Genomic DNA, 24693 nt, shown 5'->3' with positions numbered 1-24693 from the left:
AGGAAGGATCACCATGAGTTGACCTGTATCAAAATTGACTCTTGTCCAACCAAACATGGAGCAGCATTATCTCAATGGTTGAGGTGAGCTGAAATACGGAAATGAAAATAGCTATTCAATTAAAAAGTGAAGCACCTAATATTCCCTGGGAAGCTCTTGACTTGCAAGTTTCTTATTTTGTCAAAACTGATACCGAGGAATTTCTTCCCAAAACTGAAAAATACCCAGCTCTCGGGTCGGGTGATATTTCCGTCAAATTTGGTAATGATCTAGTACGTGAGAAAGACGTGTTTTTTAGTCTTTTGCTTGATTCAGCCAACGTTCTTGCACAAAATTCTATTTCTGCAGAAGAACTTAACGAATCCACGCCAATCACCATGGAGTTTGATTATAACCCGCGTGAACTTTCCCAACCGCCTGCAGAAATTGTCCAACCAAAACCTTTATTTGTTTATGGCCGTTTGCTGGAAAAAAATGGCAATAAAAAGATGGATGATGTGCAGATTATTTTTGAAGCATCAAAGGATGAAAATACGCCGCTGATTCCCATTGCCAGTGTAAGAACTGAAGCTAATGGTTATTTTTTTATTGAATATCCAGAAGGATATTATAAGGACGCTGTGGCACGAGTTGGATTGAATATTCGTGAGAACCCTATCCCCATACGACTGAAAGAAAAATTAATTGATGGAGAACAACATGCTCTGGTTTTTCCTAATCACGTCATTATAGTCGTAGAGTTACCAGAAGCAGAAGAACTGGAAGAGCAAACAGAGTGTGGTTGCAAAGAACTGGATGTACATGAAAACAAACGCGTTTTGGAAGAGTATTCTTTTTATAGTCTGGTACGGACTACCGAACCTGAAATTCTTGGTTATGTTCTTGAGGAAGATGATGATATTAGCTTGGATGAAGTATTAACCAATCATCCTATTAAAATCTGGGAAATTCTTGATCCGATTATTAAATTACCTGCCTTTAATCATCTTACCATGCGCACTGGTTTTGCCTCATCTGAAATGACAATCGCAAGGCCCGGCACAACCCCTGCTACGAATCCAGCGCCCAATAATGAACTGTTAGAATCATTAAAAAAAATAAAAATCAATCGAAGTGTGCTCAATACGTTTCTCAAAAGCGTACCCGCTTTAACTAAAGATAATATTGTTCATTTGATCGAACTCAATGAAGCTTTACGCTTCAAAAAGAAAATCAGACCGGTAGGCCCCAAACCTTTAGGAAGGGTAATCTTAAATGGCAGTGCCTATGTTGACTGGGATAAAGATGCTACTTTATATCAGGCCGTCTCTGTTGCTCATGGCCACTTATTGCAATTTAAATCAGAATGGATAGCTGATGGTTATTCTTTGGGCGATCTACTTTACAGTTTACCTTTGGCACCAGGACAAAAAAAGCAAATTGTGGTATTTGATTGGGAACGAAGAGAATCTGCTTCTAATACCCAATCTGTTGAATATGAAGAAAGTCTCTATAACTCCCTGGGACGTGACCGCGATATTTATGAAATTACTAAAGGAGTAATTGAAGAAAAAATTAGCGGTAAATCCAGCGCAACCACGGCCAGTGCGAGTGCAGGAATTGGAGGCTTTTTAGGAGGAATGCTGTTTGGTGTATCGGGTGGCGTCGGTCATTCTGGTTCTACCGCATCTCAAAACAGTTTACGACAAACTTCGGCCAGCGATTTACAGAAAATTCGCGATAGAATTGTCCAATCTGCCAATGCTATTCGTAGTCAGCGCTCTTCAGTTATTCAAACCGTGTCCCAAGGTGAGCGTTTTGAAGTCTCATCTGAAACCGTTGCTAATTACAACCATTGCCATGCAATTACCATTCAATACTTTGAAGTACTTCGTCATTTCAAAGTTCGACAACGTCTGGCAGATGCACGTGAATGTTTGTTTGTTCCCTTGCTGATGAGTCAATTTGATCTTGATAAAGCGCTACGCTGGAAAGAAAGCCTACACCCTTCCCTGATTAATAGTGCGTTATCCAAAGCATTCGAAGCAGCCGGACGGGTAAAAAACAAATGGATAGACAGTAACTTTCCTTCCGGTACTTTTGCATCTGAAAAAATTGTCACTGCATCTGGCAGCTTCCAAATCAAATTCATTATTCGTCGACCAGAGGATAAACGGGTAGAAGTTGATGATTACTCCAAACCCATTTATAGCGCTACTGGAATTATCGGATATCAAAAGAAATTTGTGGATGATATTAACGAAGCCAATTGGCAAAGCTTAATCCCTTTTCTTGGTGCTGATACACCTAAAGGCTTTTATGATCATCATCTCAAAGATGCAAAGAATAAAGATGAGATTTTCCATCGTCTACTGGGTGAAAAAATAGCTATGGCTTTTGTCGGTGCGCTCACTTTTCATGTAGCTGATGAAACTGGAAATGAAATTTCTTCCATGGCATTTGATACCTCATTGACCTCACGTTACAGAAAAGAAAGCACGCTCAATGTTACTGTTCGTTTTATGGGGCCTTCACAATTCAGTCGTGACAAATTGCATTACATCAAAATCCGTTGCGGTACTAACAATATTTTACCCGATTATTCATCCATTATCATCGTATCCGGTTTTATTCGCTATAAAACACCGCATTATGAAGGCTTTTTATGCCGTTATCAAAGCATACAGGATGATTTATCCCCTACTGACGGCGCAACACTATATGCTGGTCCTGGCAGTGATGAATTGCGTGATCCGCGCAAAGATGATATTGCCAGTGTTAATCTGCTTATTGATCATTTAAATGATAATTTGGAGTACTATCACAAAGCGATATGGTTAAGGATGTCACCAGAACGACGCTTCTTACTTTTAGACGGCATTATACTACCAGGAGAAAAAGGAATGGGCAGAAGTCTGGCATCATTGGTTGAAAATGAACTGATTGGTATTGTCGGTAATAGCCTGGTATTTCCTGTTGCTCAAGGGCTAAACCTTGATCCGAATTTTGGTCTTTCAGATTCATTGTTTGAATATTATATGGTATCAGCCAGTGATCCGATTAATATCAGTGTGCCAACTAAAGGGGTTTATGCTGAAGCCATGATGGGCGCATGTAACTCCTGTGAAGAAAAAGATGAAAGCAGATTCTGGCGTTGGGAAGAATCACCGATTCCTGATAGCCCTACCGCTATCAATCCGATTGATACTGAAAGCAGGCGTTCTGATCCAGGCAACTTACAACCTGCACCTTTAGCAAATCCTGTAGTCAATATTCAGAATGCACCTAATGCACCTGATCCTACTGGTTTGGCAAGTACTTTATCTTTACTAGGCAAAGGAGATTCCTTCAGGGATATTACTGGTTTGACACAAAACCAAACTAATGCACTTGAAGCCTTAAAGGCCTCTTACGACACCACAAAAACCTTTGGTCAGGAAGTAGCTAAGCTAGAAATGCAAAAAATGATGGAACGTCGTCTGGATAATGCGATCAAGGCGATAAACAGTAATCCAAATCTGGATCAAAAACAAAAGACCGAGCTTACAGAAAAAGCCTTGAATGCTTATCTTGGAGCTGGTGCAAAAACCGATACACCACCTAAAGATGCTAATAGCGAGAAATTACAGGAAGGAATTAACAAAAATCTGGATAAAGTGAACAAGAGCAAAAGTGGTGAAGTAGCCATCTCCAAACCAGATGGAACTAAGATTAATACTAAATTTAATGATGACTCTTCTTCCAGCCCTACTATTGAAACAAAAATTGGTAAAGGTGGTATTACCCCGATGAAGCAGGAAAGTCCGAATACTTGTTGGGCTACCGTCGCAACTATGATGATGCGCTGGAAAGATGGCACAAACTATACAGTTGAAGCTGTATTAACTAAAGCAGGTGCACAATACTTGAATTTATACAATCAAAAACAAGGTTTGCCTTTTGAAGAAAAACAAAACTTTATCAGCTCTCTTGGCATGAAAGGAGAACCACAGGCAACTTACACCGCCGAAAATTATCGTGATTGGTTAACAAGCCATGGTCCATTATGGGTAACAACTGATGCTGATCCTACTAAAGGCTTTTCCGCGCATGCCCGCATCATCACTGGCATCAGCAGTGATTTGAAAAACCTGGAATTGATTGATCCCTCTAAGGGAACAAAAGCGGTGCAAAGTTTTGAAGAATTTTCCAATACGTTTAATGAACTCATTACTGATAGTCCATTAATGCCAGCAACTCAAGTGGTTCATTTCCTTGATATAATAGCCAATCCAACTGAAGGAAATGACCCAACACCTGCTGATATTGTCAAAAATCTGAATGAATATAATCCAGCAAGTTCTGACACACTGGTGATTAATACGATAGAATTTAATACTGGCATTAGCGGTATTAAAAATTACAAGGATTGGCAAACAGATAACACCGTTGTCCACAATCGCAGAAAAAATGCCTATCGAGATCCTTTTGGCATTATCCAGCTTGTCCTACATGAAACAGCTGGTGAAACTGGGGATGGTTTTGATGGCTCAGCCAATGAAACCTCACACATGTCTGTCAAGAGAGATGCCACCGTCCTCCAGTTTAATGATTTGGTTGAATTTGAAAATCATGGCAGCGGTATGAATACTACCAGCATCGGCATTGAATTTGTCAATCGTGGTTGGCTCTCCTCTACAACTGATGATGGAGGCGAAGGCATACCCTCTAAAGAATCCTCAATGACTGCAGCCCAGAAGGAAACTTATAAAGAAGCAAATGGCTATTTATGGTTATTTTGGGGCTATGGGTTCAATATTTATCGTGTTCCCCCTTCTATGGATCAGCTTGAGAAAGAAGTAGAAGTGGTTAAATGGTTAACGATGGATTTACCCACTATACTCCAAGGAATAAGTGGAATCTCCATCTATAATTTATTCCCTTCAATTGATGATACCTGGCTGCAATTAATTTCCTATGATGAGGTAAAAGACATCTGGACATTTAAAGATGCAGACATTCCACCCGAAGCAGAACGAACAGAAAAAAATCTCTTTGTGATGACTACAGGTTATGAGTATTTGACACCAACTGAAGTTCGAAGCAAATCCGGTATTATTTCGCATAACGCCTTTTATGATAATCATAGTGATGGTTCGTTCCTGACACTCTACACCTGGTTACGTCTGAAAAAAGGAAAAAATAAAACGGAAGCTTTTGATATCAGCAAAAAACTGATGAAAAATCATTCTATTCGCGTATCGTTGACCAGTAATACAGATAAGAAAATTTTCCTAGTTCATGTGAAGGATGGAAATTTGGTGTAGTTTTATGAAAACAGGATAGATCAATACTTATAACCATTCGGAAAAATCGATCGTTGTTTTTTTTCCAATGTTATCGTAATTTTTTTCAATCCAAAAACTGGCTTCCTGTCTTCCTAAATCACGCATAGCCACTAAAAAATCCCAATCAGGAGAATAAATAGCGGATAATGGAAAATCACGTAAATTTTCATCAGCACGAATGCAATGCATAAATATTTTTTTATAATTTTTTTCATATTCCTTTTTCAATTGGCCTTTTGTGATCAAATTGCTAACAAAGGCAACAGCACGCATTTCACGCATTAGAGAAGAATTAAAGGATACCTCTCTTATTCGAGAGTCAATTTCTGCTGGGGTTTTAGGAATTTCGTCACGAACAATTGGAACAGTATGAAAGATCAAAATATCTCGGCAACTTGTTTGATAAATTAAAGGGAAAATGGCTGGATTACCTAAATAACCACCATCCCAATAAAACTCACCATTGATTTCAATTGATTGATATAACTGAGGTAAACAAGTAGAAGCTAAAAGAGTATTTATCGATAATTCGCTGTTGTCAAAAATACGTATTTTACCGGTTTGAACATTAGTTGCACAGATAAACAGCCGAATAGTACTTTTATTTTTAATTTGCTCTATATCAATTATTCTTTCTAAAACATTTCGAATAGGATGAAAATTAAAAGGATTGAATTGATAAGGCGAAAAAAGGCTCGCTATGGAATTAAATAAATAAAAATTAAGTGGAGCTTTTAAAAAAGGTTCTATAAAGTAATCAAACGGTGTTTTCGCTGTAATGCCAAACAATTTCCCATAGTCACTCATCGCACGCCAGAAATCGTACAACGATTGCCTAGCGCCCTCTTCTTTTCCCTGCAAAAAGCCATATGCAAGAACAGCTGCATTCAAGCTACCAGCACTTGTTGCCGAAATACCTTCAATTGTAAATAACTTTGATTCAAGAAACTTATCTAATAAACCCCATGTAAAAGCGCCATGAGCACCACCGCCTTGAAGGGCAAGATTTATTTTTTTTCTTTTAGGCATTTCAATTTCCCTATCAATAGAACGAATCCTCTCTACCATCTGTATAACAGCGCTATGCATTTCCTCAACCCCACTGCCAATTGTCCGTCGTTGCAACAGCGGGGACCCATTTTGATAAGGCACAATGCTCAAATACAAATGGATTTCCGCTTTCGCGAAAATGACGAAACCCTTAAGTCAATGCCAGCGTTTCTCAGACCGAACGATTCGAAGTAAAACCACACTCTCTTATCCGAAACTCACGTTAAGTTAACACTAATGGGACTCCATTCATCCCATAACCTAACTCAAATAATCTTCTACCACTGTACCATACGGTAACGTTAAATCAGTAACAAAATGAATTACTGATACAATTTTTTTTACAGGGAAGTCTGCAATGGGGGCTAATGCATGAGGATGCAATTCCAAACTACCAGGACCAGTCCAAGCACCTTTGACTGTTACATCCTTTAAATAGGTCCGAGTCAATTGATTAATTGCAGGGGCGCCATCAACCCCTGGTATATTTTTTAAAAGGAAAGTGGGTTTTTTCAATGAATCTAATACAGTTGTTTGATCGACTTCATGATGTTTGTATCCCATAGTTGCTGTAGCAATTCGCAGACTTCCGTAATCTAACAACCCAATGAGCACGTCTTCTTCAACAAATAATTTAGGTTTCGCCAGTTTTTTAGGGAATCCCCAAATTTCTCGGCCACCAGCAATAGGAGCATGACAATCTAGAAACATCGAGATAGTGAAACCCCCTTCCTCACCTTTGTATCGGACGGGAATCACTTGACCCGATTCTGTATAATCACCAAAACCTGTGGAGTCCGGCATCCTAATGAATTCAAACTTTACAACAGGTTCAAGTAGTTCAAGTCCGGGAGGCAGAATATCTTCAAGCAACTCAGGATATGTTTCATAGGTAATTATAAAAAACTCCCTATCAATAAATCGATAAGGCCCTGCAGGATATGTTCTTATCCAACGGGGTGCAGGCATATCAAACTCGTTGACGATTTTTGGCTTTTTCATTGATTTCTTCCCTTATAAAATTTCTTCCCTCTACAATTATAACGTCTAATTTAACTTTTTTAGTTTAGCTTATGTAAATTATCTTTGACATTTTCAGAGATCATTGAGTTTCATTTTATGTAACTCCGCCTTTAATTACACTGATAGGAGCTCTTTTTGAAAGAGTGCTTCTTAATTATATCCAAACAAATTATGAATATCTCTTTAAGGATATTAATCTATCAGACCCTATTTGATTTATTAAATAACGCCATTTAGAATTAAAATTATATGTGCATCAATGGCGTAAAAGATGTTTGTACTGAATGAATAAATATAAGAAAAATGTTAATCATTTGTGTATCTATATTGAGACATCAAACAAATAAAACGGTTAAAAGGAAATAATATCATGAGCATTAAAACTACTATAGCGAAGTCTTTTATGTCTACAGGATTAGCTTTATTCTTATCGATAGCAGCAAATGCAGCAGTACCTCAATGGGAAATTGTCCAAAATGAAAGTCAATTGACCTTCACTGCAACCCAAAATGGAGCTCCAGTAACCGGTCAATTTAAAACCTTTTCAGGTACAATTTTAGTTGATCCTAATGATTTAAAACACAGCAGTATTAACATTATTGTTGATATAAACTCAATAAGTGCCTCTTATGCTGAATTGAAAAGCACCTTACTTACTCCAGATTGGTTTAATCCCAAAGTTTTTCCAAAAGCTGAATTTAAGTCAAATCAAATTGAGAAAACTGGCAGCAACACCTACAAGGCTGTAGGTATGCTCACTATTCGTGACAAAACTGCGCCAGTAACTTTGAATTTCAAAGGAGAGCAACCTGATCCTAATAAAGGAATTGTTATAGGAAATACAGTCATTCAAAGAACCCAATTTGGGGTGGGGCAAGGTGATTGGGCAAGTACTAATGAAATTAAAGATGAAGTAACCATAAACTTTAAAGTAGTTGGCGTTAAAAAATAAAATTTTTCTAGGGTCTATTGACCTCTATGGACCCTAGCATCATTAGTTCCTATCCAATAAGAGTAAAAATTGTAGGTAAGGCGAGTTAGGTTGGTACTGAGCAAAGTCCAACAAGTGTGTGGTACCGAAGTCCTGCTGTTGGGCTTCACTGCATTCAGCACCAACCTACGTGTCCAAACCCATGAATAATGCCCCCCTGTCCTTTTACAAAAAAGTAAACTGTTAAACTTGATCATCTAATAGAATAGACTCTTAATCTCTAAGTTATTCAGATCCGCATAATCAGAGGTAATCCTAGCCAAAATTTTTTGCCCTATTACATTTCAGCTCGTGCTCGATAATGTTCTTTGGAGTCCAACGCATTGCGTTGGGTTCCAAAGAAAGGAATATTTCGAAGATTTAATGATCCGTTAATGATCATTTTGATAAAATAATATATAGCATGATTGATTTGGCTTTTAATACCTTCTTCATGCAGCGCGGCAGGTCTTCTCCTTAGGAAGTTGGAGGACTGGTACACATACTTAGTTTTAATTATTAAACGGGTTTGTCGCTGAGGCAAGTAATAAGAAAAAGCATATGCTTTTTCAAGACCTTGATTCGGCGAAGTGAAACCTTCTTATCGATGCAATCTTGTCAACTGCCTCTAAAATTTATGCCTTTTAGGCAAGTGTAAAATTTTGTTGTGCGAGGTAGTGTATGAGTTATAGTAACATAGACATGGGTCTTGGGGCTCCAGGCGACGATGGTAGTACAGAAGATAACAAGGACTCTGGTCCTAATGAGCAAACTCAGATTGAGATAAGTGACAGTACATCAGTGAGTCAAGAAATTTCCGGATTTACCTTTGAAGACTATTGTGACACAGATTATAATCAAACAGAGCAAGAACTACAAAAAAACTATGGTCATTTAGATAGCTTTTATGAAAGCAGCAGTGAACCATCATCTATTTCAAGTATCAGTACAGAGAGAAATAATCCTTGGGCAGGAGCTAAATTTCTGTTATCTCCTCTCACTTTTCTTGTAAATAAGGCTACAGCTCCATTTAAAAATACTGAGAAATCTACTTTAGAAGAGCCAAAACAAATTGCAAACGGAAATTTTGATGAAATAGACCATATGGAACATCAAAAAACCGTTGGCTCAACAAATAAAATTTTAACCGCAGCGGTTAAGACGGTGAAGGGGGCTACAGAGACCTCTCTTAAAGAGTGCGAAAATTATGAGTTTAAATGCAAGGAACGATCGAAACTTGATAAAGATACAGGTGGTGTAGAGAATCAAGAAATGGTGGGTGTGAATATCCATCTTGACAAAATTGATAGGCCTTTATTACCTGGAGCTCGTAAAGTCTTAACGGAGCACGCTAATGAAAAGCAAAAAACGAAAGAAGAACGGGGAAGCGCTCGGATGCCTCCCAGTGAAGCTACTGCCCATGCGAGAAAAGAATTTGAAATTGCTCACGAATTTGGTAAAGGCGACGATGAATATGATCAAGCAGGCAGTTTAATTCATACAACAAAGGGACTAGCTGAAATAATGGCTCTTGATCTGAATCCGATACAGGATGTTACTTCTCAACCAGGTTTTGTGGTGACTAGATCTCAACTATTTTTCAAGAAAGCAGATAGTTCAAACGCGAAGCCGACTCAAAATGATGAAAGCATGAAAACACTTTCATCAAGAAGATAGGATAATAATTCATCATTCTAATGAATGCTTGCTTCAGTCTTCATTAGATTCTTATAGAAATTTAAACGTAACCTGGGTGAAAGTCTGAAGGACAGAAACCCTGGTTTCATTTTGTGACTCAGTTTTCTTTAAATTTTTCTTATAGAAATTAGTTTTGAGAAAAGCTTATATGGAAAATATTTTATCAATGTGCTAAGTTAATAGATTTATTATAAGCATTGTATAAGGAAACTTACTATGGATGATCCATTTGGCGATCCAAATATTATTGAAGATACTAAAACCCATCTTTCAGATGGTAATACCACTTCATTAGAGTTTGATAATCAAACTGGTTTTACCTGGGATGATTATTGTGATACTGATTATAATAAAGTAGACAATGAGCTTCAGGAACAGTATGGGAGTTCGCCTAGCTTTTATGAAGTAGATCATGAAGACAAAGAGAGTCCATCAAAGTTCAGCGGAAATGATAATATAAATACAGTTCCTTGGGCAGGAGCTAAATTTTTGCTAAAACCCATTGATTTCGTTGCTCATTTTATTGCAGACAAATTTACCGCTTTAAAACAGATACATGCTACTAATTCTAAAGAAGCTACATATAATTCAAGTTCTCAAAAAATAATGATATCTTTGTCCAGCTCCCAAAATTCATTTACTAATCAAGATAAAATCTTACGGGAAGCTAATGCACCCCCTGATGAGAATGGCATTTGTTCTCCAATGGTCAACTTATATTTTGAAGAGCAATTGGGCTTACGGGATGCTAGTTACAGGGAAGGTAGTTCTGAATATATTTATAAAGAAGCAAGAAAAGAAAAACAACATCAAATTGATCTGATCCATCAGGGAAAAGATGGTTTGCATGCGGTATTTGTAGATCATAATATCCCCTATGTAAAACAAGAAGTAGATGCTCGTAAATGTGAAAGTGAAGAAGAAGTAGAATCTTTGCTAAAAGATTATGATCAAGTATTAGTCACTTATCCTATTACTCAGAAAAATGGAGAAAAGGATAGACACCAAATTTATATTAAAAAAATTGATAACTCTAGTTGTACTCGTTTTGATGTCAATAAAGAGGGTGGTGTCGAGGAAATACCTTGTAAAATGTTTTACCATAAGCTTGCCAAAAAAATTGCAAAGGCTCATATCGATAAGGATAATGATGATGAACATGTAATCATTGCGGGGATTAAAAAAAATTAAGGTACATTGACAAAGTGGTTTTATGTAAGCGTAGTAGCCTGTTTGTAAGCGGGCTTTATAAGAGACTTCATTTCCATGAATAGGAATCTCTTTATTTATCCTTCTCCAAGTCTTTGTGCGGATGGTCGGAAAATTTCAGCACATTTGGAATGGTTTCCGAGATTACAAGATGCAACAGATTGACAAACATAGTACTCAATCATAATTGCCTTCTTGCTTCTAATACATTAGGAATTTGCTCTAGTTTTGTTAATAAACGAGATAAGCTACCTAGACCATCTACATCAACAGTTAATGTAATATAAGCCATATTTTCTTGTTTGTTGCTCTGGGTCTGCAATGCATAAACATGTGCCTTTTCATTCGCCAGTAAAGAAGTAATGTCTTTAAGTAACTCAGAACGATCGAACGCTTTAATAAGAATATCTACTACATAATTCTCACGAGTAGCACTTCCCCAGCTAACTTGTAAGAAACGTTGCTTTTGTCGCTCGCTGGCATGAATAATATTAGGGCAATCTTGCCTATGTACAGATACTCCGCGTCCTACAGTAATGTACCCAACAACTGCATCTCCTGGAACAGGCTGGCAACATCTTGCCATAAAGGTTAGCAAATTACCTACACCTTCGATACGTAAATCACTTCCGGTAACTTCTGGTTTTGATTGGGGCTTAACAAACCGCTCCAAATTAAGTTCCGATGGCGCAGGAGGAGCAATTTTACTAATAATTTGCCCCATTTTAATATCACCACGTCCCAAGTTTGCATACAGATCATCTAGTTTTTTGAAATGCAACATCGGAGCGACTTCATTTAACTTATCCGATTTTATTCCTAAAGATTTTAATTCTTTGTCCAACAGCTCACGACCTTCTTGAACGTTACGATCGTAATCTTGCATTTTAAACCAATGCAATACTTTGGCTTTGGCTCTAGATGTTTTTAAGTAATTTAAGTGAGGATTAATCCAGTCGCGTGAAGGTTTAATTTGTTTTCCAGTTAAAACCTCTACTCGATCCCCTGTTTTTAATTGATAGGTCAAAGGTACTATATGACCATTGATTCGTGCTCCACGACATCGGTGACCTAAATCACTATGTACATGATAAGCAAAATCCAAAGGAGTAACGCCATGAGGTAAATCAAGAACATCTCCGTCAGGAGTAAATACATAAACTCTGTCTTCAAGAAATTCTGTAGTACTGCTTTCAGGAACTCCTTTATTACTTGCCATTTCTCGATGCCAAGCCAATACGTCACGTAGCCATTCAATTTTACGTTCATGACTTTCTTTTGGTTTGCCGCCTCCTTCTTTATATTTCCAATGTGCGGCCACACCCATTTCTGCTAAATCATGCATATGAAACGTTCTAATTTGGACCTCAAAAACCCTTTCTTCTGGTCCTTTAACTGCCGTATGCAGTGACTGGTAACCATTGGGTTTAGGATTAGTAATGTAATCATCAAATTCTGCAGGAATTTGTTTCCAAAGTGTATGCACCATACCTAATACTTCATAACATTGCGGTTTAGTATCAACAAGTACACGTACCGCTGTAGCATCGTAAATCTCATCAAGGGATACATTTTTACGGGTCATTTTTTTATAAATGCTGTGGATATGTTTTGAACGCCCGTAAACAGCAAAATGCTCTATCCCACTTGCTTTAATTTGCTCATTCAATTGCGCAACAATAGCATCAACAAAACTGTCTCGCTCTAACCGTTTTGCTTTCAGGCCTTTTGCAATCGCTTTATAATCATCAGGATGTAAATAGCGGAACGCAAGATCCTCCATTTCCCATTTAATAGCCCCTATTCCAAGTCGATTGGCCAAAGGAGCATATATCTCCATTGCCTCAGTAGCTAATTGTTTACGTAATTCTTCTGATAAATGAGAGGCAGTTCTTAAAACACATAAGCGTTCAGCAAGTTTAATTAACACCGCGCGAACATCATCGACCATAGCTAATAACATTTTACGAATGTTATCAATTTGTTGTTTATTTTGTGGATATTTGTTCAATGCCTGAAAACTGTGCATAGCGCTCATACGTTCTATGCCTTTTACTAATTTGGCAATGTTAGAACCTAATTGCTCGGCAACATCATCAATCGATAAATCAGCATAGTGTACGTTTTCAAAAATAATTGCTGCTGCGAGTGTCTCTTGATCTACTTCAAGATCAGCAAGTAAATCAGCCATAGATAAACCTTGTTGCAAACAAGATTGGCCAGTTTCTGTTGCATGCTCTTGTCCAGCCAGTTGGCTTAAAGTACATGCAGCACGAATGAGTTCAAGATTATCCAGGTACCCTTTTGCACCTAATTGATGCAGCCATAAATCCACATCAATGCTTCCATCGGCACATAATGGAATAGTATCTTTTACTCTAACCATAAGTTTTATCCTTTCTCAAACATCGCGATTGATTCAACATGAGCTGTATGAGGAAACATATCCATTACTCCTGCTTTTATCAATACATAACCTTTTTGATTCACTAAAATATCTGTATCTCGTGCTAATGTTATGGGATTACAAGAGACATAAACAATACGTTCTGGGTTGAGCAAATCAATTTGTTTCACGATCTCAAGTGCCCCTGATCGAGGAGGGTCAATTAGTACTTTGTTACAGGGCTGTTGCACCAGCTTTTTTACTTCATTGACATCATCTAAATTAGCCGCATAAAAATCCACATTGGAAAGATGATTTTCTTTGGCATTCATATATGCTCTTTCAACCATAGTTTTACTGCCTTCAACACCGAGCACTTTGGAACAAAACTTAGCCATTGGTAGTGAAAAATTACCTAACCCACAAAATAAGTCTAGCACTATATCAGTACTTTTTAAGTCCATAAGTTGTAATGCGCGTGTCACCATAGAGCGATTTAACATTGAATTAACTTGGGTAAAATCCGTTGGATGAAAGGTGAAAGAAATTTGGAAGTCCGGTAAGTGATAAGCTAAATACTCATTCGCATTCGGAGGATAAAAACAATAAACACTCTCTGGGCCACCAGGTTGAAGAAAAATTTTATAGTGATATTCTTCAGCAAATTTTTGAATTTTAAATTCATCTTCAGGGGTTAATGAAGTTAAATTTCGAAAAATAAGTGCAATCTCATCATCACTTGCCGCAACTTCAATTTGCGCAATGCAATATTTATCCTCCATAGAATCTATTAAATTTCTTAAAGCAATGATGTCGCTATCGAGTTTTGTATTTAAAACAGGACATTGATTAATTTCAGTAATATACCGAGGATTATTTCGTTCTCTAAATCCAACCATTGTAGCTTGCTTTTTTTCCACATAACGAACACTTAATCGTGCTTTATTTCTATAATTCCAATAGCTTGCAATTAAAGGTGATAAAACGATCTGTGGTTTAGTATGACCATATCGTGATAACAAATCCAATAATTGATCTTGTTTGAAATGAATTTGTTTTTCTTCGCTTACATGCTGTAACGAGCAACCACCACACATTTCATAATGAGGGCATTTAGGTGTAACACGAAAAGATGATGGCTCAAGAACTTTAAGTACGAAACCCTCATCAAAATCTTTTTTTATTCTAGTATATTGGAATTCAACTAATTCACCAGGCAAAGCACCTCGGATAAAAGTTGCTTTACCATCAATACGTGCTATGCCCTTTCCATCATGACTTAAATTATCAATTTGAGCTGTGCGCACAATTGGATTCGTTTTAGACTTAGCTCTTCTCATCAAAATATTCTCATCAATAAATCTTTTAACTTTTTGAAAAAGGCATCATCTTAGAAGCAGCTGTTTAGTTAGTGACAGTAAGCTGAATACGCTGGATTTTTTGAATCGTTTGGTGAAAGCAATAATCACCATGGAGATAAATTCAGTAGATTCAATGTCCTTAGCTTACACAATAGGACTCAACTGCTTTTATAAGCGTATAAGAAAGAATTACTTTTTCATGATGCTACAGGGTATCACAGGCATTTGCTATTTGTCATGATAATTTGTCATAACGAAATCCACAATGCATAACATCATTACATTCTTCTTCTAAATAACAGGGGTTCCACATAAAGGGTATTTCTATGATATAAGCATATAGAATATGGATTATCTATAAACTACGTCATTGGTTAAATTTGGATCATTTTAGAAATGAACTTATTTATCAAACAATTCATGGTTCTATTCACAGTGTTATCCACAAAAACTGTGGATAACACTCAAATAACTCTATCAATATGAAAATACCATAAACTCAATATAAATAAGGATTATATAGTGCTTTTATGAGCAAAAGTGAAAAACAGAAGAAGGAGGTTAGTTAAAAGTTATCCACAGGAAATAATTCGATTAAACTAGAATAGTGGGCTGAACATTTTATATAAAGAGAACATGAAAAAATAGTCTTGACATCGTTTTTTTATAATTTTTTTTATATTAGTGTCTGTTGGCAATTTGTGTGAATCGATTAAGAACCAATATCAGGTTCTGGCAAGACTGGATGTCGCACATAAAACGCGATACGTAGGAGTGGGAGTCAATCGTCAACAAATCTTAAAAAGGCAATGTTTTTTTTAACAAAATTGCATCTTCAACTTTATTATTATCCGTATAATATGCTGGTTTTATTTCTACTTGTTCAAACCCCATGCTGTGATAAAGACTCAAAGCTATTTTGTTGCTAGGTCTTACCTCAAGAACTACATATTCAATATGGGGCAATTGAATAAATGAATTAAGTATATTTTCTAAAAATTTACGCCCGTATCCTTTCGATTGGAATGATTTTGCAATGCAAAGATTCAAAATATGAGAATAATTATTACTGATTCTGCAAATTACATAACCAACAATAATAGGATTTTCATCGACGTTTATTTCAAAAACACGACAATCATAACCCACACGAACACAATCCCTTAAGATATCTCGGCTCCAAGGAGCAATATGAACATTTTTTTCAATCGCGTAAACAGTGTCTATATCTGATTCAGTCATACTACGAATAGTAAATGTCATCCCTTGTCACTCCTAAGAAAATAAATTGCTCACCTGGGTCAAATATACTAAACCCAGGCTACAAAATGATAAAGCATCTCTAAGATGCGCCATCTTTATTTTTCTTCTTTTTAGGTAAATAAAGATCAGTAATTGTTCCTTCAAATGCTTCTGCTGCTTGAGCAACAGTTTCAGAAAGTGTTGGATGAGGATGAATAGTTAAAGCAATATCTTCAACATCACAACACATTTCAATAGCTAAGGAGGCTTCCGCGATCAAATCTCCCGCATTAACACCAATGATTCCTGCGCCTAATATTCGCTTTGTATCTGGACAAAACAATAACTTTGTCATTCCCTCTTCGCGTCCCATACTTAATGCCCGACCACTAGCAGCCCAAGGGAAAGTAGCTTTTTCATACTGAATATTTTTTTCTTTGGCCTCTTTCTCAGTTAGTCCAGTCCATGCAAGCTCTGGATCAGTATACGCAACACTAGCAATACATTTAGGATCAAAATAATGCTTTTTACCTGCAATAACTTCTGCTGCTATTTTTCCTTCAGGAATTGCCTTATGTGCTAACATTGGTTGTCCCACAACATCACCAATCGCGAAAATATGCGAAACATTCGTTCTTTGTTGATTATCTACTTTGATAAAACCTCGTTCATCAACTTTAATTCCCGCTTTTTCTGCATCAATCATTCCACCATTAGGTTTTCTGCCAACTGATACAAGAACTTGTTGAAAGCAAAGCGGCTTATCCGTTGCATGTTCACCTTCCATAGAAACATAAATACCGTCTTTTTTTGCTTCTACTGCAGTTACTTTGGTTTTTAAAAGGAACTTAACGCCTTTTTTCTGCATTCGTTTTTGTAAAACACTCACTAAGTCAGCATCAGCTCCAGGAATAAGTTGATCCATAAATTCAACTACAGTTACTTCAACACCTAAAGATGAATAAACTGTAGCCATTTCTAAACCAATGATCCCCCCACCTAACACTAATAAACTACCTTTAATATCCGCAAGCTCTAGAGCACCAGTAGAACTAAAAATTCGCTTGTCTTCTGGAATAAAAGGTAAATTGATGGATTCAGAACCAACTGCAATAATCGCATTTTCGAACTCGACCTCTACAGTCCCGTCTTTGGTAGCAACAGTCACTTGATGAGTACCTGAAAATTTACCAATCCCAGTAATTACTTCAACTTTACGTTGTTTTGATAAAGCTTTTAAGCCACCTGTCAATTTAGAAACTACGGAGTTTTTCCAAGCAACAATTTTTTTATTATCAAGTTTAGGTTTACCAAAACTAACACCTTGCTCAGACATTTCATGAGCTTCTTCAACAACCTTAGCTATGTGTAATAATGCTTTAGATGGAATACAACCAACATTTAAGCAAACCCCACCAAGCGAATCGTAACGCTCTACTAGTACTACTTTTTTTCCTAAATCTGCTGCTCTAAATGCTGCCGTATATCCACCAGGACCACTACCTAATACGATGACATCTGTTTTTAGTTGATTAGCCATTACAAGCCTCTTAAATTAAATATTATTAAAACCATATATTATAATTAATGGGTGTCTCTGCTCTTTAATTGCAGTTTTCCCTCGTAAACTACAGTAAAATTCGTCTTATATCACTTAAGCAATCACCAATAAAGCGAGTAAACCGTGCTGCTTCTGCGCCATCAATAACTCGATGATCATAAGAAAGAGATAAAGGCAACATTAATCTTGGTTGGAAGGTACCATTTTCATAAACAGGTTTTATCTCTGAGCGCGATAAACCAAGAATAGCGACTTCCGGACTATTCACTATAGGTGTAAATGATGTACCACCAATTCCTCCCAAACTAGAAATAGTAAAACATCCTCCTGACATATCCATTGGCATTAAACCTTTATCCCGAGCCTTAGTACTCAAACGAGTCATTTCAAGTGCAATTTCTACAACACTTAATTGATCAACATTTTTAAGTACAGGCACTACTAACCCATTTGGTGTTTCTACAGCAATTCCAATATTGCAATATTTTTTGTAAATAAGATTGCTTCCTGTAGAATCTAGTGATGCATTAAATTGAGGAAACTCTTTTAAGGCTTTACTGACTACAGCACAAACAAATGCCAACAAGGTTAGCCTATATCCTTTTTCCTTAGCTTTTTCCGCTTCAGATTTTCTAAATGCTTCAACATCAGTGATGTCAGCTGCATCAAACTGAGTCACATGAGGTATAGTTATCCAAGAGCGATGAACATTAGTTCCAGTAAGTTTTTTAATTTTATTCAGTGGTTTTGTTTCAATTTCACCAAACTGCGAAAAATCAATTGCAGGACTGGGTGGTATGCCAAAAGCTCCAGTACTTGGTGGTGCGCTTAATCGTGCTTTTACATAAGCTTGGACATCTTCTTTAGTAATACGTGACTTACGTCCGCTACCTTTTACTTCAGTTAAATTTACTCCCAATTCTCGCGCCAATCGTCTTACAGCTGGACCTGCAGCAATAATTTTCGTTGACTCTATATTCTCTGGGATAACTTGAGTGTCCTTAGGTGTTTCGGGAACAACAGCAGCTTGCTGAGGAACTGTAATCGTTTCTTCTTCAGTTTCAACTTCTGCTTCACGTTCACTTTCTACTGTGGCGATTAAAATTTCATCACCCTCTGATACCTTATCACCTACTTTAACATTCAGCTGAGTAATTGTTCCTGCAACAGGAGAGGGGATCTCCATGCTAGCTTTATCAGACTCTAATGTAATTAGAGGCATATCCACTTTTATTTGATCCCCAACCTGGACCATGACCTCGATTACATCAACTTGCGTGGCGCCACCAATGTCAGGAATCTTAACCTTTTTTTCGGATCTTGTTTGTTGTTCATTTGATTTTTTTTCTTGTTGCTTTTTAATCTCAGGCTGTTTCTTTTCTTGAGTATCTGATCCCTTTTTTTCCGTGGATTCAACTTCTTGAGTTGTTTCAGTTTCTTTTTCCACAGTCGCCAATAAAATCACATCGCCTTCCGATACTTTATCGCCTACATGAATGTTTAACTTTGTAACTTTTCCTGCAATTGGAGAGGGGATCTCCATGCTGGCTTTATCGGATTCTAACGTAATTAGGGGAGTATCTACTTCTAGTTGATCTCCAGCCTGAACCATGATTTCAATCACATCAACCTGAGTAGCACCGCCAATATCAGGAATTTTAACTTCTATTTCTTTTGACATTTCTTTCCTCAAATTTAGCCTAGGTGGAAATACAGATCACCCAGGACAGATTGTTAATGCATCAGAATTCATAGATTAGGACATTTGCCCTATCCGCTTATAATTCAATTCTAATGATTAACTGGATTCAATTTATCAGGATTAATGTTATAGCGCTTCATTGCGTCCACAACCTTGGATTTATCAAGGTTTCCTTCAGCAACTAAAGCATTCAACGCTGCCAAAACGATGAACTTAGCATCGACTTCAAAAAAATGACGCAACTGTTGACGTGTATCACTTCTTCCATAGCCATCAGTTCCCAAAGTTATGTAACGATTTGGAACAAAAGGACGAATTTGATCCGCATAAATTCTCATGTAGTCAGTTGCGGCAATTACTGGACCTGGTTTACTCTTTAATTGTTCAGCAACATAACATTTTTGGTCATTTTCCTGGGGATGCATTGCGTTATAACGTTCTACAGCTAAGCCATCTCTTCTTAATTCATTAAAGCTTGTCACACTCCAAATGTCAGAAGTCACAGAATAATCTTCCTTCAACATTTTCGCGGCTTGAAGGACTTCACGCAATATGGTTCCACTTCCCATGAGTTGTACGTGATGCTTGGATTTTTTCTTACTTTCTTGCAGTAAATACATTCCTTTTATAATGCCCTCTTCCACTCCTGCAGGCATATCTGGGTGTGTATAATTTTCATTCATTACAGTAATGTAATAAAAAATATTTTCTTGCTTTTCATACATACGATGTAATCCATTTTGAATAATTACAGCAAGCTCGTATGCATAAGTAGGATCATAAGAAACACAATTAGGAATGGTAGATGCATACAAATGACTATGTCCATCTTGATGTTGCAAACCCTCACCAGCAAGTGTTGTACGTCCGGCTGTGCCACCAAGTAAAAATCCTCGTGCTTGTATATCCCCGGCAGCCCAAGCTAAATCACCGATACGTTGAAAACCAAACATGGAGTAGTAAATATAAAATGGAATCATAGCCAATTTATTTGAACTGTAGGATGTTGCCGCTGCGATCCATGAACAAAAAGCCCCCGCTTCATTAATTCCTTCTTCTAAAATCTGTCCATCGCGTGCCTCACGATAAAACATGACTTGCTCGTGATCTACAGGAGTATATAGTTGACCGACTGGAGAATAAATTCCTATTTGTCGGAATAATCCTTCCATACCAAAAGTACGACACTCATCTGGAACAATTGGAACGATTCGTGAGCTAATCTCTTTATTTTTTAACAAAACTGAAAGAATACGAACAAAAGCCATAGTTGTAGAAATTTCTCTATCACCCAAACCTTTAGTAATCGAAGAAAAATCTTCCAAAGGAGGGGTTTTAAGTGAATCTACTGTAGTAGATCGTGCTGGCAAATAACCACCTAAAAGCTCCCTTTGCTTTTTAATGTACTTAATCTCAGGACTATCATCGGCAGGCTTGTAAAAAGGAACATCAGCAATCTTCTCATCACTCACAGGGATGCTAAATCTGTCTCTAAATACCTGGAGTTGTTCTACGGTCATCTTTTTTTGTTGGTGAGTAATATTTTGTCCTTCACCAGCTGCCCCCATGCCGTATCCTTTTATTGTTTTTGCTAAAATAACAGTTGGAGTGCCTTTATGTTCAACTGCTTTAGCATAAGCGGCATAAACTTTTTGTGGATCATGACCGCCTCTATTCAAGCGCCAAATCTCCTCGTCTGTATAATTTTCAACCATTTTCTTTAATTCAGGGTAATGATTAAAGAAATGTTGTCTTACATAAGCGCCATTATTTGCTTTATAAGCTTGATAATCTCCATCGACACACTCTTCCATACGTTTTTGTAACCAACCATCCCTATCACGAGCTAATAGAGGATCCCATCGTCCTCCCCAGATGACCTTGATTACATTCCAACCTGCACCACGGAATAAACCTTCTAGCTCTTGAATGATTTTGCCATTACCTCGAACAGGTCCATCTAAGCGTTGCAAATTACAATTTATAACAAAAATTAGATTATCTAACTTTTCTCGGGCAGCAATACTTAAAGCGCCAACTGATTCAGGCTCATCCATCTCGCCATCACCGAGAAATGCCCATACTTTTCGATTCTCCGCTTTTATTAGTCCTCTATTTTCTAAATATTTTAAAAATCTTGCTTGATAGATAGCTTGTAATGGGCCCAACCCCATTGATACAGTAGGAAATTGCCAAAATTGCCCCATGAGCCAAGGATGAGGATAAGATGATAAACCATCAACTTCTACTTCCTGTCTGAATTTACTTAATTGCTCCTCGGTGAGTCGTCCTTCTAAAAAAGCTCGTGCATATATCCCTGGAGCAGAATGACCTTGTATGTAAATTAAGTCACCACAGTTTTCACTATTAGGGCCTTTAAAAAAGTGATTAAAACCTGTTTCATACAAAGTAGATGAAGATGCATAAGAAGCAATATGGCCGCCAAGTTCAGGTGCATATTTACCTGCGCGTAATACCATAGCTACTGCATTCCAACGAATTAATGCACTAATCCGTTTAGCGAGTCCTTCATCGGGAGGAATTTGCTTTTCCTCATGAAGCTTAATAGTATTTCTGTACGGCGTATTAATTGAGCTTGATAAATTTATGCCTTCTGAGTTTGCTTTATTAAGAAGCTGTTTTAAAAGAAACGCACCTCTCTCAGGACCATCATTGATCAATACAGCTTGCAGGGCATCCAGCCATTCACGTGTTTCCACAGGATCCAAATCTAAATTGTTTTCATTTGCCATGAAAGTGTTCCCCGAAATCTATTAAATACAATTAGGTACAGTTTGTAATTTTTTTGGAATTACTCCAGCACAACTTTGTTTACAAATAATCAAGTCTAGCTGGCAGTTACAAGTTACTTTGCGGCATTGTAGTGGATCGCGGTAAGAATTCAACTCACGCAACACTTTTTTGCCTTCAACTTTTCTTTCATGCACGTATATTTCAAAATCCCTAGCAGCCGTAGCTTGAGATGCAGCGGAACAAGTTGGGCAATTATCAACACAATTTTTTTTACAAAATTCGAAATGCTGCATACAAATCATAGTGCACTGTGCTATTGCTCGTTCCTTAAGTACATGTTGCCGTATCCCTTGGCAACTCAAAAGACTAAGGAACACAACACAGCAAAATAGTCGCAAAAAAAAGCTCATATAAATATCCGTTATAAGCTACAACCATGAAAATAATGTAAATAAAGCAATAAAAACCAACATAACAATAATTGCATGCTCAACTAAATTTTCAGCTGCCGATATGGATATTTCTTCCATATCATTGCTTCTAATCGTTTGCAGTCCACAATCTCGCAGCATCTCCGAATTAGTTTCGGGTTTCGCAAAAAGAAAGCGCGAGAACAAAGAAATACCTCGTTGGAAGTTTCCCACAAGTAAGAAAAGCACTACTGTAAGTCGTGCAGGTATCCATTCAAGTAGATCTGTTGTTTCATTTGCTTGTTCATAAACAGCATTAAATTCTCGACATAAAGTAATCAAGCGATAAGCAAGGGCTCCTATTGGCCCAGCAATAATAAACCAAAATACAAGAGAAAATAATTGTCTGTTTGAAGAGACAAAATAATCTGCTACTAATTCTTGCTCGCTTTTGGTCTCTGATTGTGTGATTGGATAAAATACATTCTGCGGCCCAAGACAGTAGAAGAAAATTAAAATGTTTAAAAGCAAACCCATTAAACCAAAAAAAATGTCATTTAATAGTAAATAGATAATTAGCGCCAATAATAATAGGGGTATTATTATTAAAGCTAAGAGTGCCCAAGGATTAATAAAAAAACGATTCTTATCCGCTCTACTTTTTATATTCTGATAATAATTCGAAAACCAATCAAATCGTTTATAAGAAACAGTATGAATCAAGAATCGTTCACAAAATAAACATAAAAGTATAACCAATAATTTCATTATTCAATCCTTACGCATTTTATCAGATAATGCTATGGGCGTTGGGTATTTCAACACAACAAAATACGATGAAACAATAAAAGTTAAAATAGTTGTCGCTTGGATCAAATTTGATGCCTTATCTGAAATAAGCTGAGTACTCAGTGCAATACTAGCAACAAGTAATGAAAACTCACTTGCTTGCCCCAATCGGACGCCTACTTCTTTAGCAACCTGTTTTTTTTCGCCGGATTTATTAAGAAGAAAATAAAATAAAATAGGTTTTATAAGCAACACTAAGGCGGATAAGATTAGAGCAGGCATAACAATCTGTTTTGCCAAGTCAAAATTAAAGGTTGCTCCAATTGAAAAGAAGAACATCACTAAAAAAAAGTCCCTTAATGGTTTTAAGCTTTCTGCAATGAAAAGAGAAATAGGGCTAGCAGCTAAGGCTACTCCGGCAATAAAAGCACCTATATCTTCAGACAAACCTATTTTTTGTGCGAGAACCGATAAACCAAGACACCAACCAATAGACAATAGAAATACATATTCTTGAGTTCTGTCAAAGCGAGCAAGTAAACGAATCAAAATATATTTTTCCACCGCGAATGCAAAAAGACAGAGCGCAGGTAAAGCAATACCCACTAGAATAATATCATCAAAAGAGAGACCGCTTCGATGTTGCGCACCATTAATCAAAATTAACACAATTATTGCAATAACGTCTTGCATTAATAACACACTAATCATGACTTCACCTGTATGCTGATGATGTAAGATAGTAGTTGGTAATAATTTCAAACCAATAATAGTACTAGAGAACATCATCGAGCCACCTAAAATCCATGACTCAGTTACAGTTAGTCCAAAAAATCTCCCAATCCAATATGCAGTTACAGCAAAAAGGATGGAACTAATTAAAGCAATCCATGTTACTTTTCGTAACATATGGATTAGATTTTGCGGTTGCAAGTGCAATCCGAGCAGAAATAGAAGAAATACAATCCCTACATCACCAATCTGCTTTACCGTACTAATGTCAGATACAAGCTTTAATCCCCAAGGACCAAGCATTGCCCCAAGTAGAATATAAGCAACTAATAATGATTGCTTGGTATAAAGTACCAATGTCGATAAAAATGCAGCGCCTGCGAAAATTAAAAAAATGGTATAAAACACAGAACCATCATGCATTGATCAAGTACCTTATTAATGTTAATTAGCCCAAAAAATTTAGAAAATAATACCGCGAGTCAAAAAAAACATTCCGT

At 37.1% G+C, this 24693-nt stretch carries 15 protein-coding genes; 4 read left to right on the top strand and 11 right to left on the bottom strand.

Annotation, left to right across the window (positions count from 1 at the left end; all coding sequences use genetic code 11):
- Positions 1 to 101 precede the first annotated feature (101 nt).
- Positions 102 to 5285, top strand: a complete 5184-nt coding sequence (locus tag Lgra_RS01675; protein WP_058497552.1) for a papain-like cysteine protease family protein — start codon at positions 102 to 104, stop codon at positions 5283 to 5285.
- A gap of 27 nt (positions 5286 to 5312) precedes the next feature.
- Here the strand turns inward: Lgra_RS01675 and Lgra_RS01670 are convergent, their stop codons facing one another.
- Together Lgra_RS01670 and Lgra_RS01665 are read right to left on the bottom strand one after the other, a co-directional pair.
- The gene (locus Lgra_RS01670; protein WP_058497576.1) at positions 5313 to 6335 is read right to left on the bottom strand and encodes a patatin-like phospholipase family protein; all 1023 of its coding nucleotides are present in this window, start codon (positions 6333 to 6335) and stop codon (positions 5313 to 5315) included.
- A 282-nt stretch (positions 6336 to 6617) separates the two neighbouring features.
- Positions 6618 to 7358 (bottom strand): acetoacetate decarboxylase, encoded by a 741-nt coding sequence (locus tag Lgra_RS01665; protein ID WP_058497551.1) that lies wholly within the window; start codon positions 7356 to 7358, stop codon positions 6618 to 6620.
- A gap of 391 nt (positions 7359 to 7749) precedes the next feature.
- Here Lgra_RS01665 and Lgra_RS01660 point away from each other — a divergent pair, with 391 nt between their 5' ends.
- The 3 genes from Lgra_RS01660 (at position 7750) to Lgra_RS01650 (ending at position 11238) form a co-directional block, all read left to right on the top strand.
- Entirely contained in the window at positions 7750 to 8331 is a 582-nt protein-coding gene (locus Lgra_RS01660) for a YceI family protein (protein WP_058497550.1), read from the top strand.
- Between the two features lie 699 nt (positions 8332 to 9030).
- Positions 9031 to 10026, top strand: coding sequence for a hypothetical protein (locus Lgra_RS01655; RefSeq protein ID WP_131743531.1), 996 nt, complete (start codon positions 9031 to 9033; stop codon positions 10024 to 10026).
- A gap of 237 nt (positions 10027 to 10263) precedes the next feature.
- The gene (locus Lgra_RS01650; protein WP_058497548.1) at positions 10264 to 11238 is read left to right on the top strand and encodes a hypothetical protein; all 975 of its coding nucleotides are present in this window, start codon (positions 10264 to 10266) and stop codon (positions 11236 to 11238) included.
- A gap of 199 nt (positions 11239 to 11437) precedes the next feature.
- Here Lgra_RS01650 and relA read toward each other — a convergent pair whose 3' ends face one another.
- The 9 genes from relA to Lgra_RS01605 form a co-directional block, all read right to left on the bottom strand.
- On the bottom strand, positions 11438 to 13642 hold the full coding sequence (gene relA, locus Lgra_RS01645) for a GTP diphosphokinase (RefSeq protein WP_058497547.1): 2205 nt from the start codon (positions 13640 to 13642) through the stop codon (positions 11438 to 11440).
- A 5-nt stretch (positions 13643 to 13647) separates the two neighbouring features.
- Complete coding sequence (gene rlmD, locus Lgra_RS01640; RefSeq protein ID WP_058497546.1) at positions 13648 to 14982, bottom strand: 23S rRNA (uracil(1939)-C(5))-methyltransferase RlmD; 1335 nt, start codon at positions 14980 to 14982, stop codon at positions 13648 to 13650.
- Positions 14983 to 15801: 819 nt separating this feature from the next.
- Positions 15802 to 16266 (bottom strand): ribosomal protein S18-alanine N-acetyltransferase, encoded by a 465-nt coding sequence (gene rimI / locus Lgra_RS01635; protein WP_058497545.1) that lies wholly within the window; start codon positions 16264 to 16266, stop codon positions 15802 to 15804.
- A 79-nt stretch (positions 16267 to 16345) separates the two neighbouring features.
- Entirely contained in the window at positions 16346 to 17785 is a 1440-nt protein-coding gene (gene lpdA / locus Lgra_RS01630) for a dihydrolipoyl dehydrogenase (protein ID WP_058497544.1), read from the bottom strand.
- An 88-nt stretch (positions 17786 to 17873) separates the two neighbouring features.
- Positions 17874 to 19487 (bottom strand): dihydrolipoyllysine-residue acetyltransferase, encoded by a 1614-nt coding sequence (gene aceF, locus Lgra_RS01625; RefSeq protein ID WP_058497543.1) that lies wholly within the window; start codon positions 19485 to 19487, stop codon positions 17874 to 17876.
- A 110-nt stretch (positions 19488 to 19597) separates the two neighbouring features.
- Complete coding sequence (aceE, locus tag Lgra_RS01620; RefSeq protein ID WP_058497542.1) at positions 19598 to 22261, bottom strand: pyruvate dehydrogenase (acetyl-transferring), homodimeric type; 2664 nt, start codon at positions 22259 to 22261, stop codon at positions 19598 to 19600.
- 21 nt (positions 22262 to 22282) lie between these two features.
- On the bottom strand, positions 22283 to 22672 hold the full coding sequence (locus Lgra_RS01615) for a hypothetical protein (protein ID WP_058497541.1): 390 nt from the start codon (positions 22670 to 22672) through the stop codon (positions 22283 to 22285).
- 18 nt (positions 22673 to 22690) lie between these two features.
- Positions 22691 to 23440, bottom strand: coding sequence for a regulatory signaling modulator protein AmpE (gene ampE / locus Lgra_RS01610; RefSeq protein WP_058497540.1), 750 nt, complete (start codon positions 23438 to 23440; stop codon positions 22691 to 22693).
- 3 nt (positions 23441 to 23443) lie between these two features.
- A complete protein-coding gene (locus Lgra_RS01605; protein WP_058497539.1) occupies positions 23444 to 24616 on the bottom strand; it encodes a cation:proton antiporter in 1173 nt (390 codons plus the stop codon).
- Between the last annotated feature and the right edge of the window lie 77 nt (positions 24617 to 24693).

It is taken from the genome of Legionella gratiana, assembly GCF_001467695.1.
GTDB lineage: Bacteria > Pseudomonadota > Gammaproteobacteria > Legionellales > Legionellaceae > Legionella > Legionella gratiana.
Note: the sequence above shows the minus strand (reverse complement) of the source record. Positions and strands in the feature narration are given on the sequence as shown.

Excerpts from the sequence above, each read along its gene's own strand:
- rlmD (WP_058497546.1), bottom strand. The coding sequence starts at position 14,982 with ATGAGAAGAGCTAAGTCTAAAACGAATCCAATTGTGCGCACAGCTCAA.
- Lgra_RS01650 (WP_058497548.1), top strand. The coding sequence starts at position 10,264 with ATGGATGATCCATTTGGCGATCCAAATATTATTGAAGATACTAAAACC.
- Lgra_RS01675 (WP_058497552.1), top strand. The coding sequence starts at position 102 with ATGAAAATAGCTATTCAATTAAAAAGTGAAGCACCTAATATTCCCTGG.
- aceE (WP_058497542.1), bottom strand. The coding sequence starts at position 22,261 with ATGGCAAATGAAAACAATTTAGATTTGGATCCTGTGGAAACACGTGAA.
- Lgra_RS01670 (WP_058497576.1), bottom strand. The coding sequence starts at position 6,335 with ATGCCTAAAAGAAAAAAAATAAATCTTGCCCTTCAAGGCGGTGGTGCT.
- Lgra_RS01665 (WP_058497551.1), bottom strand. The coding sequence starts at position 7,358 with ATGAAAAAGCCAAAAATCGTCAACGAGTTTGATATGCCTGCACCCCGT.
- Lgra_RS01660 (WP_058497550.1), top strand. The coding sequence starts at position 7,750 with ATGAGCATTAAAACTACTATAGCGAAGTCTTTTATGTCTACAGGATTA.
- rimI (WP_058497545.1), bottom strand. The coding sequence starts at position 16,266 with ATGACATTTACTATTCGTAGTATGACTGAATCAGATATAGACACTGTT.
- lpdA (WP_058497544.1), bottom strand. The coding sequence starts at position 17,785 with ATGGCTAATCAACTAAAAACAGATGTCATCGTATTAGGTAGTGGTCCT.
- Lgra_RS01605 (WP_058497539.1), bottom strand. The coding sequence starts at position 24,616 with ATGCATGATGGTTCTGTGTTTTATACCATTTTTTTAATTTTCGCAGGC.
- ampE (WP_058497540.1), bottom strand. The coding sequence starts at position 23,440 with ATGAAATTATTGGTTATACTTTTATGTTTATTTTGTGAACGATTCTTG.
- aceF (WP_058497543.1), bottom strand. The coding sequence starts at position 19,487 with ATGTCAAAAGAAATAGAAGTTAAAATTCCTGATATTGGCGGTGCTACT.
- Lgra_RS01655 (WP_131743531.1), top strand. The coding sequence starts at position 9,031 with ATGAGTTATAGTAACATAGACATGGGTCTTGGGGCTCCAGGCGACGAT.
- relA (WP_058497547.1), bottom strand. The coding sequence starts at position 13,642 with ATGGTTAGAGTAAAAGATACTATTCCATTATGTGCCGATGGAAGCATT.
- Lgra_RS01615 (WP_058497541.1), bottom strand. The coding sequence starts at position 22,672 with ATGAGCTTTTTTTTGCGACTATTTTGCTGTGTTGTGTTCCTTAGTCTT.